This is a genomic window from Methylomonas sp. LW13 (assembly GCF_016865255.1).
Classification (GTDB): domain Bacteria; phylum Pseudomonadota; class Gammaproteobacteria; order Methylococcales; family Methylomonadaceae; genus Methylomonas.
Genome location: NZ_CP033381.1, coordinates 5,083,664 through 5,099,501, shown reverse-complemented (window position 1 = coordinate 5,099,501; position 15,838 = coordinate 5,083,664). Strand labels below are relative to the sequence as shown.

The window sequence follows — 15,838 nt, the reverse complement described above, 5'->3', positions numbered from 1 at the left end:
CGACGGCTTGGGCTACCAGTTTTTGATTCAGGACGGCAGCGGTTCGTGATAAATTTCCATACATTCTCCTTCGTAGCCCGACGACCATCATGACCACCATTCGCCAAGCCGATTTCATCCAAAGCATCGCCGATGCCTTGCAGTTCATTTCCTATTACCATCCCAAGGATTTCATCGATGCCTTGTACGCAGCTTACCAAAAGGAGCAAGGTCCGGCGGCCAAGGACGCGATGGCGCAGATTTTGATTAATTCGCGGATGTGCGCCGAGGGCCGCCGGCCGATTTGCCAGGACACCGGCATTGTTACGGTTTTTTTAAAAATTGGTATGGACGTGCGCTGGGATGCGGCATTGAGCGTGACCGAGATGGTTAACGAAGGTGTGCGCCAGGCTTATCTGCATCCGGACAACGTGTTGCGGGCGTCCATCCTGGCCGATCCGGCCGGCAAGCGTATCAATACCAAAGATAACACACCGGCGGTGGTGCATATGGAACTGGTGCCTGGCGACAAAGTGGACGTGGAAGTCGCCGCGAAGGGCGGGGGTTCGGAAGCCAAGTCCAAATTCGTGATGCTGAATCCGGCCGATAACATCGTCGATTGGGTGATGAAAACCGTGCCGACCATGGGCGCCGGCTGGTGTCCGCCCGGTATTTTGGGTATCGGCATCGGCGGCACTGCCGAAAAAGCGATGTTGTTGGCCAAACAGGCGTGTATGGGTTCTATCGACATTCAGGAGTTGATCGCTCGCGGGCCATCGAATGCTATTGAAGAGTTGCGCCTGGAACTATACGACAAAGTCAACGCGCTGGGCATAGGCGCGCAAGGCTTGGGCGGCTTGACCACGGTGTTGGACGTGAAAATCCTGGATTACCCGACTCACGCCGCCAATAAACCGGTGGCGATGATTCCCAATTGCGCGGCCACCCGCCACGCGCATTTCGTGTTAGACGGTTCCGGTCCAGCGCTGCTGACGCCGCCCAAACTAAGCGACTGGCCGGCAATCACCCAATCGGCCAGCAGTGCTCGCCGAGTCAATATCAATGGTCTGACCAAACAAGACGTTGCCGACTGGAAGCCCGGCGAAACCTTGCTGCTGAGCGGCACCTTATTGACCGGCCGCGACGCCGCGCACAAGCGTATCGTCGATTTATTGAACAAAGGCGAGCCCTTGCCGGATGGCGTGGACTTAAAAGACAAATTCATCTATTACGTCGGACCGGTCGATGCGGTGCGCGACGAAGTGGTCGGCCCGGCCGGCCCCACCACCGCCACCCGGATGGATAGTTTTACCGACACCGTGCTGGAAAAAACCGGCCTGCTGGGCATGATCGGCAAATCCGAACGCGGCCCGCAAGCGATAGCCTCCATCGCCAAGCATCAAGCTGTTTATTTGATCGCGGTCGGCGGCGCGGCCTATTTGGTGTCCAAAGCCATCAAACAAGCGCGCGTCGTGGCCTTTCCGGAATTGGGCATGGAAGCGATACACGAATTTGTGGTTGAAGACATGCCGGTGACGGTGGCGGTGGATAGCCGCGGCGAGTCGATTCATGCGACCGCGCCGAAAGAATGGCAATCAAAAATTGGGAAGATTCCGGTGGTGCTGGCTTAGGCTTTAGCTCGAGAGGGAGTTTACGCCGCGCCTTCAAACACGATGCCTTCATAAATCTCGGCGACCGGCAGTTCCAAGCCGATGGATTGCAATAACGCCCGCTCGCCGGCTTGATATAGCCGTAAGTCCCATTGCTCGGCGCGGCGGTAACACTCCACGCGCTGCGTGTCCTGAGCGATCAGCACATACTCTTCCAAACTGGGCAACTTGCGGTAGTGATGAAACTTTTCGGCTCGGTCATAGCGCTCAGTAGCGTCCGATAACACTTCAATAATCAGTTTCGGCTGGCTGTTGTAGTGCTCGGCGGTGTCGGCTGCCGAGCAGGTGACGTGTAAATCCGGGTAGAAGAAACAGTAGTCGTGGGCGGTTTGCACGTGCACTTTCATATCGGAATTAAAAACCCGGCAAGATGTACCGCGTAGATGCGTGAAAACCAGACCAGCCAGGTTCATGCTGATGACGTTATGCGACCTTTTCGCTCCCGCCATCGCATACACCTCGCCATTAATATACTCATGCTTGATGTCGCTGACTAATTCGCCTTGCAGATAATCCGCGACGCTGATCGATAATTTTTCCGCTAAAGCCATGTGCATGTCCTCGTGTTTACCCGCCAGCGATTTTAACGGCTAGAGTCGCCAATAGATAGTGTCGGCCCAAACCTTGGCCGGCCTAAAAACACGGGCTAAACTCAAAACTCTTTTTTTGCTTGGTCGTCCATGTCTATCGTTGCGTTGTTATTTATCGGTTTCTCGTTCGGTGCGGCCTTGCTGTTGCTGGCCGGCAATATCTTGCAAGCCAGGGAACCCGTACGCTTTACGTCGAAATTGGCCGGATTTCTATTGATAGCCGGCTTGGCCGGTATCCAGAGCCTGCATTTAGGCTACTTGCTGAATCGATACGATCTGGTGCATTCCGCGCTCTACCTATTTCTGCTGTACGGGATTGCTCCCAGCTTCTATTTTTACAGCCGGCAACTGTTACGTAATGACGCCGGTTATAGCCGGCACGATGTATTGCATGTCTTGCCGTTTGCACTGTGCATGATTTTGCCTTATCGATTGGCCCTGCCCGGCGCTTTTTTGGTTGGCGGCGGCTATTTGCTGTGGCTGGCAAAAACCGTCTATGCGCTACGCGGACAAAGACAGCGCTTTCATTGGGAGCTATTGGCGCTGGGGGTTTTGTTTGCCATTGCGGTGGCGGTTTTAGTGTTGGGCTTCATCTGGCCGCTACTGGATGAAGCAGACTTTATCGCTGCTTACAGCATCTTGATCGGTTTGGCCTTTTTCGCGGTGGCGTTGACCTTATTGCGTTTTCCCGGCATTGCCGCCGACGTGTCGGAAGCGGTGCAGGCGGCTTATGCGGAATCGACCTTAAAAAATATCGATAAACCGGCAGTGCTGGCCAAACTGGATGCATTGATGACACAGGACAAACTATATGCACTGGAAACCCTGAACCTAGGTTTGCTGGCCGAGCAACTGAATTTGAGCCAGCACCAATTATCCGAACTGATCAATACCGAATTTCAACAAGGTTTTTCCCGCTACATTCGCGAACAACGCATCGCCGCTGCTAAAAAACTGCTATTGGCGGAACCCAATGCGTCGGTGTTGTCGATAGGCTTGACGGTGGGCTTTAGCACCCAGTCCAATTTCTACGCGGCGTTTCGCGACATCGTCGGCGTCGCGCCCGGACAGTATCGAAAAACACACGCCGGCTAAACAAAAAACTCCAGTTTTATCATTTTGTAAATCCGTAACACTTTGAAGTTTATGGGGTTATATCTCGCGTAAATTATTTCTATTCCTGTCCTATCAATTCGGAAGTTCGGCCGTTTCGTGGTCGTTAATCTGCTCCTGCCTCTCAACATTTGGAGCAAAACCATGAACATCCTATTAACCGGCGCGACCGGTTTTATCGGCAGCGCCGTATTACACGAGTTGCTGCGACAGGGTCACCAGGTCACGGCCTGTTGCCGCCACCCCGAACGCCTACTCATCGATCATCCAAACCTGACCCGATTAAAATTGGATTTTGCCCAGGCCGGCATGATCGACTCCTGGCTGCCCCATCTGCGAGCTATCGACGCAATCGTCAATTGCGTGGGCATTATTGCCGAGAACAACAACCAAAGCTTTGCCCAGTTGCATAGTCAAGCACCGATAGCCTTGTTTCAGGCCGGTGCGTGCGCCGGGGTAAAAAAGATCGTGCAAGTTTCGGCTTTGGGTGCCGACGCGGGCGCCGAATCAAATTACCACCTCAGCAAAAAAGCCGCCGACGATGCCTTACGTGAATTGGCCCTGGACTGGTTTGTACTGCAACCGTCGCTGGTTTATGGTCACGGCGGGCAAAGTAGCGGCTTGTTTCATGCGTTGGCGGCATTACCCGTGCATTTGCTGCCGGATGGTGGTCGCCAGCTTTTGCAACCCATTCATATTGCCGATGTGGCCGCCACCGTCTGTCGTTGTCTCGAGCCGGCTGTCTCCGGTCGTAAGACCTTGGCTCTGGTCGGCACCAGTCCGATAAGTTATGCGGACTGGCTGCAAGGGCTTAGGCGGCGACTTGGCAAACCAACAGCCAGAACTTGCTCCGTATCTTACCAATTTGCTCTGAGCATGGCGGGTATGGGCAAATGGCTGAACGAGCCGATTGTCAGTAAAGACAACCTGGCGATGCTGAATCGCGGCAATTGCGCGGATCCAGCGCCGCTCACCCAGTTTTTGGAACGAGCGCCCATCAACGTGAACGAGCAATGGTTTGTTCAACCGGCCAGCCCAGCCGAGCGTTGGCATGCGGGTTTGTATTTTCTCAAGCCTTTGTTGCGATACGTGATTGCCTTCGTCTGGCTATGGAGCGGCATCACCTCGCTGTTTTTCTACCCGCATCAACTGAGTTATCAGCTATTGGCACCACTCGGCATCACCGGCGTGGGCGCGCCAATAGCCTTATACGGCTTGGCAGCCATGGATATGGGCTTGGGATTGGCGACCTTGGCGCAGTTTAGGATTAGTCAGCTCATGCTTTGGCAGTTCTGGGTCGTCCTCGGCTATAGCCTGATAGTGGCCGCATGTTTACCGGAATTTGTATTCCACCCGTTCGGCCCGCTACTGAAAAACCTGCCGTTTTTAATGTGCTTGTTGATGTTTAGAGTAATGGAAGGAGAGCAGTCATGATGTATTTATCGTTAAAATTGATCCATATCCTCAGCGCCATCGTCCTGTTTGGCTTGGGTTCCGGCACGGTGTTTTACAAAGTGATGGCCGATAAAAGCGGCGATCACGCGGCAATCGCCACGACCAGTAAACATGTAGTGTTGGCCGATTGGTGGTTCACCACGCCGACCGTGATTATCCAACCGCTAACCGGCGTGCTATTGGCCGATCAATTGTCGGCTTCGTTCGGCGACGGATGGCTGTGGTGGACAGTGGTGCTGTATTTAATCACCGGGCTGTGCTGGTTGCCGGTGGTGATTTTGCAGATCCGCATGCGCGACATCGCCACCGAGTCACTGGCCCAAGGCCGGGCTTTGCCGTACCTTTACCACTATTATTCCAAGATTTGGCTATGGTTGGGCGTGCCGGCCTTCTTCGGCATGATAGGCATCACCACCTTGATGGTGTTTCATAATTCACTCTGGAGCTAAGCCATGTCTGTGTCATTAATGCAAAAAGTGTTGGGCGACGACTGGCAACAATTGCCGGAAGTGATTCAAAGACATTATCGAATCAGCGACTGCCAACAAAGCCGGCTAACGGGAACGATGGAAATAGGCTATCCAATTTACCTGTTTCCTTTGATTTGGCTGATTCATTTGTTCGGCGGCTTGTTACTGTGGCGCGGGCAGGCGGCACAAGCCGAAGTGGACAAGACCGCCGACGGCGAACTATTGCAGTGGCATAGGACGATGACTTACGCCGATGGTAAAACTGATTGCTTTAGTTCCAGGATGAGTTATGCGGCTGACCACGAGTTGGTCGAACTCATAGGCTTTGGTTTTGGTTTACGCTTGCACGTCAGCGTCGAAAACGGCGAGTTGCTGTATCGCAGTAACGGCCATTTCTGGCAATGCGGGTCGCTACGCCTGAATATTCCGGATTACTTATTGCTAGGTTCGGCCAGCATCAGCGAACGTGCTGTTTCAGAAGACGAGTTCTATCTGGATTTCAGCATCCGCCATCCCTGGTGGGGTGTGAGTTATTACTACCGGGGTAACTTTCGCTATGGCTGATAGGGTTTATCGATGGGAAGGGCGGCTACAGAGCGGGATACAAACGCGGCTCTTCCCAAGCATGCATGCCCGCTATACCGCTGTGTTCCGGTTTTCAAGACGACCCGGAATAATCGCGGATAAGTTCGAATATTGTGGGGTGAGCTCTTGCATGGCGGTGTAACCGGAGTGGGTTTGAGCCTGGTTAGTCCAGGCACCATTCCGGCTGAGCGCGAACAGCTACGACGTGTTGACTGAAGAAACCCAGCATGGCCGGTTGGCGCGTCTTGGCCAACTGTTTTTACCAAGCCGGATGTCCAAAATATCGCCAGATTTGGCTGGAATTATTGCAGGATATGGCGTTGTCTGAAGTTCCGGGTGGCGATTAATATCTCTCTGCAAGCCGCGCAAGCCACTGGTGGGTAACATGTTTGGTTCCCGTTTGCGCGGGAACCACACTATTTTTTTAGCCCACGTCCGCGACCAAACGCGGGTAATCGGTATAGCCAATTCTCGGATCCTGCCCCGCGGCCCCATAAAAGGTTTCAGCATGATAGGGGTTAAGGGCCACATTTAGTTGCAGACGCCGGACTAAATCGGGATTGGCAATATAGTCCTTGCCAAACGAAACGGCATCCGCTTCGCCGGCTGCAATGACTTGCTGCGCGGTTTCTCTATTAAAGCCTTCGTTGGCAATCAACACCCCGCCGAACCGCTTTTTCAACGCCGGGCTGATACGGTTTTCTCCGAGCGATTCTCGGGTAAAAATGAACGCAATGCCGCGTTTGCCCAATTGCTCGGCTAGATAGCCAAAGGTATTTAAGGGATCGGAATCACCCATCGTATGCGAGTCGCCTCTGGGCGCAAGATGCACACCCACGCGACCCGGTCCCCATACCGAAATAGCCGCATCCGTCACTTCCAGCATCAGACGGGCGCGGTTTTCCACCGAACCGCCGTAAGCATCGGTTCTTTTATTGGTGCTGTCCTGCAAAAATTGGTCTAACAGATAGCCATTGGCGCCGTGAATTTCCACCCCGTCAAAACCGGCAAGTTTGGCGTTTTCCGCGCCTTTACGGTAAGTCTCGACAATCCCGGGGATTTCGCTAATGTCCAAGGCTCGGGGTGTCACGTAATCCCGCATCGGACGGAGCAAGCTGACATGCCCCAAGGGCGCAATCGCACTGGGCGCGACGGGCAACTCGCCGTTTAGGTAGTCCGGATGCGACACCCGGCCGACGTGCCAGAGTTGCAGGAAAATTCGTCCGCCCGCTGCATGTACTGCTTGGGTTACCTTAGTCCAGCCCGCCACTTGCTCATCCGACCAAATGCCGGGCGTGTTCGGATAGCCCACACCTTGCGCGGACACGCTGGTGGCTTCGCTTAAAATCAGCCCGGCATCCGCTCGCTGTGCGTAGTATTCGGCCATCAACTCGTTAGGCACCCGGCCGGCGCTGGCTCGGCAGCGTGTCAAAGGTGCCAGCACGATGCGGTTAGGTAAATTGATGTCCCCCACTTTGATGGGCTCAAACAGGTTGCTCATATCGTCTCCATGTTAAATGCAATTGTTAGCTGTTTTACCTGACACCATACCATCCAGCCAGGTATTTTATGGAAATATGCAATCAGGCGGCACCGTTCATGCCGTGCGCGGAAAAGTCTTATTAAGAATTGTCGTCAGTTAAGAGATGTTTAAGCCTGCGGGTGAACAATGAGCCGCAACTGAAGATCCCGGATAAGGAGGGTTTATGTTCAGGCTTACCACACTATTGGCAACCATCTTGCTATTTTCGAGCGCAACATTTGCGCATGACGGCAACTGGGGCGGTAGACATCATCATAGTTACCAGCGCGAGCACTACGGGTATCATTATAACAATCCGTATTACCGCGCATACGTGCCACCGCCCGCAGTCGGCTATTACCAGGCGCCGGCAGATTATTACGGGTTGCCGCCAGTGAGAGGGTTTGTCTATCAACAACCCATCCCCGCACCGCGGTGTGATCGGAATATACGGCAAGGTTGGTAGTCGTGAACACGCGAATACGCCTCGCCCTGATGTTTTTGGGTCTGACTATGTTGAGCGGTTGTGTGGCTTACGCACCCTATGCCGAGTCTTATCCAGCGACGTATACGCCGTATGGTTACGGTAGCTATAGTTACGGCTATTCGGCGCCTGTTGTGCCGGTCCCTGTGCCAATGTTTCGCGGCGGGTGGGGATACGGAGGCCATAGGGGCTATGGCGGGCATCACGGTCACGGACATTTTGGTCACCACGGGCATCATTAAACTGCGTTTCAGCCAGGTGGCGCGTGACATTATGTCGCATTCCAGGTATTAGGAAACACTGATACTATGCTCACCATTGCAGAGATGTTCAGCGCAATAACTTCCTCCCTTAATCCGGCCTCGTGTCGGAATTTTTTTGCCTAAAAAACAGCCGTCTGATATCGGGCAAATAAAGACCAGTCATATTAAGGACCAGCTTAATAGTCAGGACTTTATTTGTCTGAGCGGCTCGAGGAAAGGTTTTAGGCCGTTGTGATCCATTTCCTGCATCAATGCCAATAGTCTGCCTAATTCACCGGCAGGAAACCCCTCGCGCGCGAACCAATTGAGGTAGTGGCCGGGCAAATCGGCGATAACGCGGCCCTTGTATTTGCCGTAAGGCATAGTAACGCTGACCAGTTTTGGTAAATCTTCGGGTTTCATGGATAAGTTTCCCTGGCTATTCCCTCTGCCCTGTTAAGCTTAAATAACGTGCATCGTCCTACTTAGTTTGAAATGACAGGAAGTTGCACAAGATAGCGAAATGGTCCTCAAACAGCGCTTCTTCCAGTGCCGGCAGCTGCGTGATCGGTATCCAGGCCACGCTTTCAAGATCGTCAGCTGCTTTTATCTCCGGCCAAGTCTTATCCGGCCAAGGTGTTGCCAACGCAAAGTGATGCGCATGCGTGATGACGCGGCCACGGCACGATCTTCTGGGGTGGGAAAACACTTTAACCTGTTGCAGGCAGTCTCGCAAAGCGGCATCCGGCAGGTTCAGGCTGGTTTCTTCCTTCAATTCGCGGATCGCGCCTTGCAGCAAGGATTCGCGTTTCTCCAGAAAGCCGCCGGGGATAGCCCACAAGCCTTTGCCGGGATAATGTTTGCGCTTACCCAGCAATACATGATCGTTGACGGTGACTACCGCATCGACAGTGGTGGCAATAATATCCCAGGGAATGCCGGCATAGACTTGATTCTCTGCATGGATTTTGGCGTATTCCGCTTTTAATACCGCGTACTCAGGATTCTTTGCCCAATCGTTTAAAAAATCCCTCACCGGCACGGAAATCCGGCTGGCGATATTTGCCAACGCGGTCTCCACGCTTTCCGCCGCAAACAATTGGTGGCGTAGCGCCGTGGCATCAATATCCAGCTCGGACTCTATCGCCTCCATCGCCCAATCGGGAAAATTATCCAGATAATACGTGGACTCGTCTTTGTTAAAGCCGACCAACGCGACCCGTTCGCCGTCGGCCACACACGCACCAACTTGCCGCCTGACATCGGCATTCCACAGCGTATCGTCGTAATAATCCCGCACCGGTAAAAATGTCAGGCGGGCTTGCTCGCTCTCCGGCAGCGTTGCGGCGATCATGGCAGCCCGTTCGGTCCATTTAAACGGATTGCGGATGTTTCTGGACTGAAAGGACGAGCCGACAATTACCAGCACCTCGTCAGCAATCTCCAAGGCTCGGCGTGTTAGTTGCTCGTGCCCCTTGTGATAAATTTGGTAACGGCCAATCACAATGGCTTTTTGGTATTTAGTCATCGCTCTAGCCTTAATGTTTGGCCGCTATCGGCATTTGCCGGCCGGCGCCAAACGCTCTGGGTCGCACCCGAATGATGGGCGGTGCTTGCCGGCGTTTGTATTCGTTGCGGGCTATCATGCCTACGATGCGTTGGTACACCGCTTCACCGGCAGCGGTGGCTCGATAGCCAGCCACAAACTCGCGGGCTTGCTGATATTCGTGGTCAGCCAGCTGTTTGCCTTCGATCAACAGTTTCAAAATTTCATCCAATACCTCGTAAGGCGGCAAGCTATCGGTATCTTTCTGATCGGGCGCCAATTCTGCGGAAGGCGGTTTAGTTAAAATCGCTACGGGAATAATCTCGCGATTGGCGCGTTGGTTGATATACGCGGACAGGCGGTACACCTCGGTTTTGTACAAGTCGCCGATCAGGCCCAGGCCGCCATTAGTGTCACCGTACAGCGTGCAATAACCCACCGATATTTCGCTTTTGTTACCGGTGGTGAGGACCATCGCGCCGGAGTGGTTGGAGTAAGCCATCAGGATGGTGCCGCGTAGCCGAGCCTGCAAGTTTTCCAAACTCAAACCACGCAATTCATCGTTAAAGCTGCTTTGAAATTGCCCCCCAAAATCATTGACCAGCGTCTTGATCGGATAGCTGAAAAGCGTTACGCCCAAGGCATCGCACAGTAACTGCGAGTCGCTCACCGAACCGCTACTGGAAAACGCCGACGGCATCGTGATGGCGATGACATTTTCCGGCCCCAAGGTCTCGGCGGCAATCGCAATCGTCAACGCCGAATCAATACCGCCCGACGAACCCACCACGACTTTTTTGAAGCCGCAGCGCCGCACATAGTCTCGTAAACCCAGCAGAATATGTTGCAGAATGAATTCCTGATCATTATCTGCTTGAGGTTCTGCTGGTGGCGGACTGATTTGAAATCCGCCTTCTGCAAAACGCAGCGTATCGATCACCGTTTGGAAAGCCGGCCATTCTCGGGCAATTTCGCCATCGGCATTCACGGCAAAGGAAGCGCCGTCGAACACAATACTGTCTTGTCCGCCGACTTGATTGACATAAAGTATCGGCAGCTCATGTCGGCGGGCGGCGCCGCAAATCACTTGTTGGCGTTGCGTGCGTTTACCGATATTGGACGGGCTGGCATTGATGCTGACCACCAAGTCCGGGCGCATCCGGGCAAGTGCTTCGTAAGGATTAACCGGATAATCGTCGGCGTTATCGTTCCAACCGTCCTCGCAAATCATCAGCCCTACTTTATAACCGGCGACGTCGATACTCACCGCGCCCTGTTGACCCGGCTCGAAATGACGGCGCTCATCGAAAATATTGTAGGTGGGCAACAGTTGCTTGTGATATTCCGCAATAGTCTCGCCGTTACGGATGGCAATCAGCGCGTTATACAGCGGCTTACCGGGGCCGTTTGCTTTTATCGGCGTGCCGACAATCGCAACGAGGTCCGGAAACTGCGTTGAAAAAGCAGTCAGCTCTGCCAGCGCTTCGTAGGCTTTGCGAATAAAGGTCGATTCGTTTAACAGGTCGCCAGGGTAATACCCGCACAAGGACAACTCCGGGAACACTAACAATTGCGCCTGCTGCGCGGCGGCTTGGCGATAAGCATCTTTGGCAATCGCCAAGTTGCCGGCAAAATCGCCGACCATGGGATTGATTTGGGCGATGGCGACGGTCAAGGGACAAGTAGACATAACAATTCCTATGCAGAATTTAGGCGTAGTGATTAAAAATCTGCCGCAGATAGGCAATAAAGGTTTGGTCGTTGCATAAGGTCTTGCCGGGGGCATCGGACAATTTCGCCACCGGGTCGCCGTTGCAGCACACCAGCTTCATCACAATATTCAGGGGTTTGGGGCCGCCAAGATCGTTAGTTAAATGGGTGCCGATGCCAAAGCCCAGCTGAATGCGATCCGCAAAGTGTTCATACAGGCTAATCGCCTTGGGAATATCCAAACCATCGGAGAACACCAGGCGTTTGCTATGCGGATTGATGCGTAGTTTTTGATAATGGCTGATGGCTTTTTCGCCCCAAACCACCGGGTCGCCGGAGTCATGCCGCAGGCCGTCAAACAATTTGGCAAAATACAAATCAAAATCGCGCAGAAAGGCATCCATGCCAATGGTGTCGGTCAACGCCACACCCAAATCGCCGCGAAACTCCTGCGCCCAATCTTCCAAAGCCATGCGTTGAAATTCGCGCAGCCGCACCACGTGGGCTTGGTAGGATTGCAGATACTCGTGAGCCATGGTGCCTATCGGCGTTAAACCGAATTTTTTGGCCAGATACACATTGGACGTGCCTTTGAACAAGCTCGGCACTTCGGCTTGAAACGTCCGCACCACTTCTTCTTGCCAGCTACCCCAAGCGCGCCGGCGCAAACCAAAATCGAAAATCTCGAAGGCATGGGTTTTTGCGGGGTGCTCGGCAAAGGCTTTAAGAGTGGCTAATTTTGTCTGCAAGCGGCGGCGGCCTTCCGCCAATAACGCCGCTTGGTCGAAGCGGCGAAAATACAGTTCCGAGACGATGTACAAACAAAATATCTCGAAATTCATCACATGCACTTGCGGACCCTGGGCTTGAATTCTGAGGGTGTCGCCTTCGGCAAATGCCTTGATGTATTTGCTTCTAAACCGAAACAAGGACAGGAACTCGATGAAATCCGGCTTTAAGTACCGCAGCCCGGCTAAATAGGCCAGTTCGTCATCGGCAAATTGCAGGGAACACAGGTGATCCAGTTCTTGTTTGACATCAATCAGCAAGTCGGCCAGCGGGTATTCCGGCGTACTCCGGCAGATAAAATCGTATTCGGCGCTGGCTTCCGGGCGCTTATGCAGCATGGTTTGCCACATCGGAAATTTGTACAAATCGTTTTCAAGCAGGCTTTTGACGATGGGAGTCATGTGCATTCCTTAGTATGGGTTATTTTCGGGGACCAGTTCCAAAGCCATTTCGGCGCTGGTTGCCAGACGAATGTCTTGTGCGCGCAGTTCGGTAAAAAATTGTTCGACAGCCGCTTCGAATCCACTGACAGGACTCATGCAGTCAGTCAGGATCACCAGTTTGCGTTTTAGCTCGGCGGCGCCGAACTGCAAAATGTCGCTGATCGTTTCCTTGACGCAATGGCTGCTGGCTTGGCCGGCGATTAACAAACGATCCGACTCAGCGAGCATTTCCAGTAAGGCCTGATTCAACTGCGTGGCCTGATCGGCAGGGTCCGGGATGACGGCTTTTAGTGCGGAAAAGCTTTCCGTCCAAATGTTTTCACCTTTTTGCACCAGCGTAACGGGTTTGGAGGTTCGCGTTTCCCAATGGCTTAAGGCTTGCGCCAACTCGGGGTTAAGCTTGTGTCCCGGCGTCCCGATTAAACAATGCGGCGGCCAAAGGATAAAAGGCCGCTGCATCTGTTCCAGTTGTTGCAGGTAGTTTAGAACATAATCGTTTTGCTCCGGTGACACCGGTGTGACGGACAGGCGATAACGGCCTGCTAAAAAGTCAGCGGCGGTCACTCGGGAAAATGGGGGTGGGGCTACACCCTCTTCAGTTAGCCAAGAGCTGTTGTGTGCCAGATCGATCATGTGATGGGTGTCGAGCGTGGCGATAACGCCGGCAATGGCAAGTCCGGCTTGTTCAATCAACTGCGCCAGTCTCAGGCAATCCTGACAGGCGCCCGGCACGGGCAGGGCCGGAACATACCCTTCGGGGACGTGATCGCAAAAGTCGTTTTGCGCATCGATGATCAGTAACTGAGTATTTGCCATGAGCTTTAACCTGCGACGATAGTTGATATGGGCTTAGCTTAACCTTGTTAGTTACATAATGCAACTAACAAAAATTTATCGTGCGCTATTTTGTATGCAGGTATAGTTATAATTCTTTACTAACTAAGATACCTCAAGTAGCCCAACTCAATATTGCTATGCTCGAACCCATTATTTCAACTGTTGATATTGTCTTGCTGATCATCCAAGAAGATCGCTTGTGCGTTACGCTGTCCAAGCGCGACAAAGAACCTTACGCAAACCAGGAAGCCTTGCCCGGCGGGTATATTCACGCGCAAGACGATAGGGATTGCCTGGACGCCGCGGTACGCATCCTGCAACAAAAAACCGGTTTGCTGCCGCCCTATTTAGAGCAACTGAAAACCTTTGCCGGCGCAGCGCGGGACCCACGCGGCTGGTCGATCTCGGTGGCGTATTTTGCTTTGGTCGATGCCGATTTGATCTTGTCCGCAAACCATCCCGGCCTGACTATTTGTGCAGTGGATGCCTTGCGGCGCTTACCGTTTGACCATAACGACATCATTGCCGCGGCGGTGGAGCGGATTCGTAACAAGTCGCAATATTCCTCCTTGCCTTGTTACTTGGCCGGTGAAACCTTCAGCCTGCCAAGATTGCAGAAGATTTACGAGGCTTGCTTAGGCGAAACCCTGAACAAAGTCAGTTTTCGACGAAAAATGGAGGAACTGGGGGTGCTGGAAACAGTAGAAGGGCAAACCGAAACAGCCGGCGCGCATAGGCCCGCGCAGCTTTATCGGTTGAAAAGCGAATTTAAAAATCAGTTAAAACTATTGGTGCGCGGATTATAGCGCCCGATCTTGTAGCTTAGTGCCGACCTGTTTCGGCATCGCTTTTTTGCATTAAGCCATCCAGCGTCAAGCCGCAACTCGGCGCAAACGCCTGTATAAAAAACACTACTTCCGGCTGCTGCAATTCATGAATATTCTGAGCCAACTGCGCGGCGGCCAGTTCAAACTCGGTGTTGCCGGCTTTGAGTTCGGCCTGGCATTTTAGATAAGCGGAAATCTTGTCGGCCGCTTTGATGATTTGCTGATGAGCATCCGGCAGGCTTTCGTGTTGAATAAATGCGCGAAAATCCTCGCGCAATGCGTCCGGCAACAAGTTCAACAGCTCGGTTTCGGCCTGTTGTTCGATTTGCTTGTAAGCGCCGAGTATCGCCGGTGAGTGGTATTTGATCGGTGTCGGCAAATCGCCGGTAATCACTTCCGTCACATCATGATACAGCGCGGCGGTGGCAACCGCATTGGCGTCGAGTTGGCCGTCAAAATAGCGATTTTTGATTAAGGCCAGCGTGTGGGCAATCACCGCCACTTCCCAGCTATGCTCCATGACATTTTCTTCATGGGCGTTGCGCTTCAAACCCCAGCGCTTGATCCAGCGCAAGCGCGATAGGTACGCATAGAAGCTGCTGCTAATGGCTGGCATTAATGATCGCTATAGGTTGTGGTGCAGACTTTGCGTTCATCGCAATGCACGGTTTTTTTGATGGTCGTGGGCTTTTTGGCAGATTGATTGGCGGCCAAGTTCTCCGGGCTGTCCACGTATTGGCTCGCCGGTCTGATGCCGGCTTGGTTATTGGCTAACAAAGTCAGCGTATTGCCGGTTTGCGTGATCTGGAAATATTTTAAAGTATTCATGCCAATCAACACTTCATCCAGGTGGTCGTTGATGTGCGCATCAAGATTTTTAATGACAGCACTACCCAGAACCAAGCTTGTGATTTGAGTCGCGCGATCCGCTACTTTGCCGCCGGCGGTATTGGATTGCACCACGCCGCCAAACGGCAAACCGGCTTGGATTGCCATACTGCTCGGAATCACGGTTTTGGTCGCTCCGGTGTCGATTAGAAAAGGCATCGGCACATTATTGACTAACACCGTACCGCGAAAATGGCCTTGCGGGTCGGTTTTTAAAACCACGCCGCCGGCTTTGGGAGTAATCAGATTAGATTGTGGTTGGGCTTGCGGAGCCATAGCCACCGGAAGCGGTATCTCCGTCTGCCTTTTGGACTGTTGGAACCTCAAAAAGGCATCGGCGCCGTACCACAGGGCGGCAATGGTTAAGACCGGAAACAAAAGATAGCGAATGCCGCTGTGACCGGATTTTCCGCGATCCCGCTGCGTCGTCCGATGAGCGACCGCATCAGGGCCGGCAACTTTAGACCCTGGTTGATATTTTTCCCGGTAGTAGTCGCGATCCTGTATGCCCATGTTCCGTTCCGACAATCTGCTTTCAGCGAAAAAACTCGTAGCATTCTCAGCTAGCGCCGATTATTACCTAAAACTTAGCATACCGGTGAGCGGGAGTGAGCAAACGGGGCTCCCGCTTAAGCGGGAGCAACGATGTTTGAGGGCCGGGTTAATAAAACCGGGTTAACCGGGTCCA

Annotated in this window: 15 protein-coding genes; 6 read left to right on the top strand and 9 right to left on the bottom strand. The window is 53.1% G+C overall.

Annotated elements, in window-relative coordinates; genetic code table 11:
- The first annotated feature begins 89 nt into the window (after nt 1-89).
- Nucleotides 90-1,610, top strand: coding sequence for a fumarate hydratase (locus tag JL719_RS23235; RefSeq protein WP_033156906.1), 1,521 nt, complete (start codon nt 90-92; stop codon nt 1,608-1,610).
- Between the two features lie 20 nt (nt 1,611-1,630).
- Here JL719_RS23235 and JL719_RS23230 read toward each other — a convergent pair whose 3' ends face one another.
- Nucleotides 1,631-2,200 (bottom strand): Uma2 family endonuclease, encoded by a 570-nt coding sequence (locus JL719_RS23230; protein ID WP_033156905.1) that lies wholly within the window; start codon nt 2,198-2,200, stop codon nt 1,631-1,633.
- A 129-nt stretch (nt 2,201-2,329) separates the two neighbouring features.
- Between JL719_RS23230 and JL719_RS23225 the strand changes: the two genes are divergently transcribed.
- From JL719_RS23225 to JL719_RS23210, 4 genes are all read left to right on the top strand, one after another.
- Nucleotides 2,330-3,334 carry an AraC family transcriptional regulator gene (locus JL719_RS23225; RefSeq protein ID WP_033156904.1) on the top strand — a complete coding sequence of 335 codons (1,005 nt, stop codon included), beginning with the start codon at nt 2,330-2,332 and terminating at the stop codon, nt 3,332-3,334.
- Between the two features lie 162 nt (nt 3,335-3,496).
- The gene (locus JL719_RS23220) at nt 3,497-4,786 is read left to right on the top strand and encodes an NAD(P)H-binding protein (protein ID WP_033156903.1); all 1,290 of its coding nucleotides are present in this window, start codon (nt 3,497-3,499) and stop codon (nt 4,784-4,786) included.
- Nucleotides 4,783-5,256 carry a DUF2269 family protein gene (locus JL719_RS23215; RefSeq protein ID WP_033156902.1) on the top strand — a complete coding sequence of 158 codons (474 nt, stop codon included), beginning with the start codon at nt 4,783-4,785 and terminating at the stop codon, nt 5,254-5,256. The genes JL719_RS23220 and JL719_RS23215 overlap by 4 nt, the downstream gene beginning before the upstream one ends.
- Nucleotides 5,257-5,259: 3 nt before the next feature.
- On the top strand, nt 5,260-5,841 hold the full coding sequence (locus tag JL719_RS23210) for a DUF4166 domain-containing protein (protein WP_033156901.1): 582 nt from the start codon (nt 5,260-5,262) through the stop codon (nt 5,839-5,841).
- 445 nt (nt 5,842-6,286) lie between these two features.
- On the opposite strand, the gene JL719_RS23205 is transcribed toward JL719_RS23210, so the two are convergent.
- The 6 genes from JL719_RS23205 to JL719_RS23180 all read right to left on the bottom strand — a co-directional run bounded on the left by JL719_RS23205 (nt 6,287) and on the right by JL719_RS23180 (nt 13,414).
- Nucleotides 6,287-7,363 carry an alkene reductase gene (locus JL719_RS23205; RefSeq protein WP_033156900.1) on the bottom strand — a complete coding sequence of 359 codons (1,077 nt, stop codon included), beginning with the start codon at nt 7,361-7,363 and terminating at the stop codon, nt 6,287-6,289.
- Nucleotides 7,364-8,314: 951 nt separating this feature from the next.
- A complete protein-coding gene (locus tag JL719_RS23200) occupies nt 8,315-8,533 on the bottom strand; it encodes a DUF3820 family protein (RefSeq protein ID WP_033156899.1) in 219 nt (72 codons plus the stop codon).
- 58 nt (nt 8,534-8,591) lie between these two features.
- The gene (locus JL719_RS23195) at nt 8,592-9,638 is read right to left on the bottom strand and encodes an NUDIX domain-containing protein (protein ID WP_051670020.1); all 1,047 of its coding nucleotides are present in this window, start codon (nt 9,636-9,638) and stop codon (nt 8,592-8,594) included.
- A gap of 10 nt (nt 9,639-9,648) precedes the next feature.
- Nucleotides 9,649-11,346, bottom strand: coding sequence for an NAD+ synthase (locus JL719_RS23190; protein ID WP_033156897.1), 1,698 nt, complete (start codon nt 11,344-11,346; stop codon nt 9,649-9,651).
- Between the two features lie 19 nt (nt 11,347-11,365).
- On the bottom strand, nt 11,366-12,556 hold the full coding sequence (gene pncB / locus JL719_RS23185) for a nicotinate phosphoribosyltransferase (RefSeq protein ID WP_033156896.1): 1,191 nt from the start codon (nt 12,554-12,556) through the stop codon (nt 11,366-11,368).
- 9 nt (nt 12,557-12,565) lie between these two features.
- Nucleotides 12,566-13,414 carry a cysteine hydrolase family protein gene (locus JL719_RS23180; protein WP_033156895.1) on the bottom strand — a complete coding sequence of 283 codons (849 nt, stop codon included), beginning with the start codon at nt 13,412-13,414 and terminating at the stop codon, nt 12,566-12,568.
- A gap of 158 nt (nt 13,415-13,572) precedes the next feature.
- Between JL719_RS23180 and JL719_RS23175 the strand changes: the two genes are divergently transcribed.
- Complete coding sequence (locus JL719_RS23175) at nt 13,573-14,241, top strand: NUDIX hydrolase (RefSeq protein ID WP_033156894.1); 669 nt, start codon at nt 13,573-13,575, stop codon at nt 14,239-14,241.
- 16 nt (nt 14,242-14,257) lie between these two features.
- Here JL719_RS23175 and yfbR read toward each other — a convergent pair whose 3' ends face one another.
- Nucleotides 14,258-14,878, bottom strand: a complete 621-nt coding sequence (gene yfbR / locus JL719_RS23170) for a 5'-deoxynucleotidase (RefSeq protein ID WP_033156893.1) — start codon at nt 14,876-14,878, stop codon at nt 14,258-14,260.
- Nucleotides 14,878-15,663 carry a retropepsin-like aspartic protease family protein gene (locus JL719_RS23165; RefSeq protein ID WP_033156892.1) on the bottom strand — a complete coding sequence of 262 codons (786 nt, stop codon included), beginning with the start codon at nt 15,661-15,663 and terminating at the stop codon, nt 14,878-14,880. The genes yfbR and JL719_RS23165 overlap by 1 nt, the downstream gene beginning before the upstream one ends.
- Nucleotides 15,664-15,838: the final 175 nt, after the last annotated feature.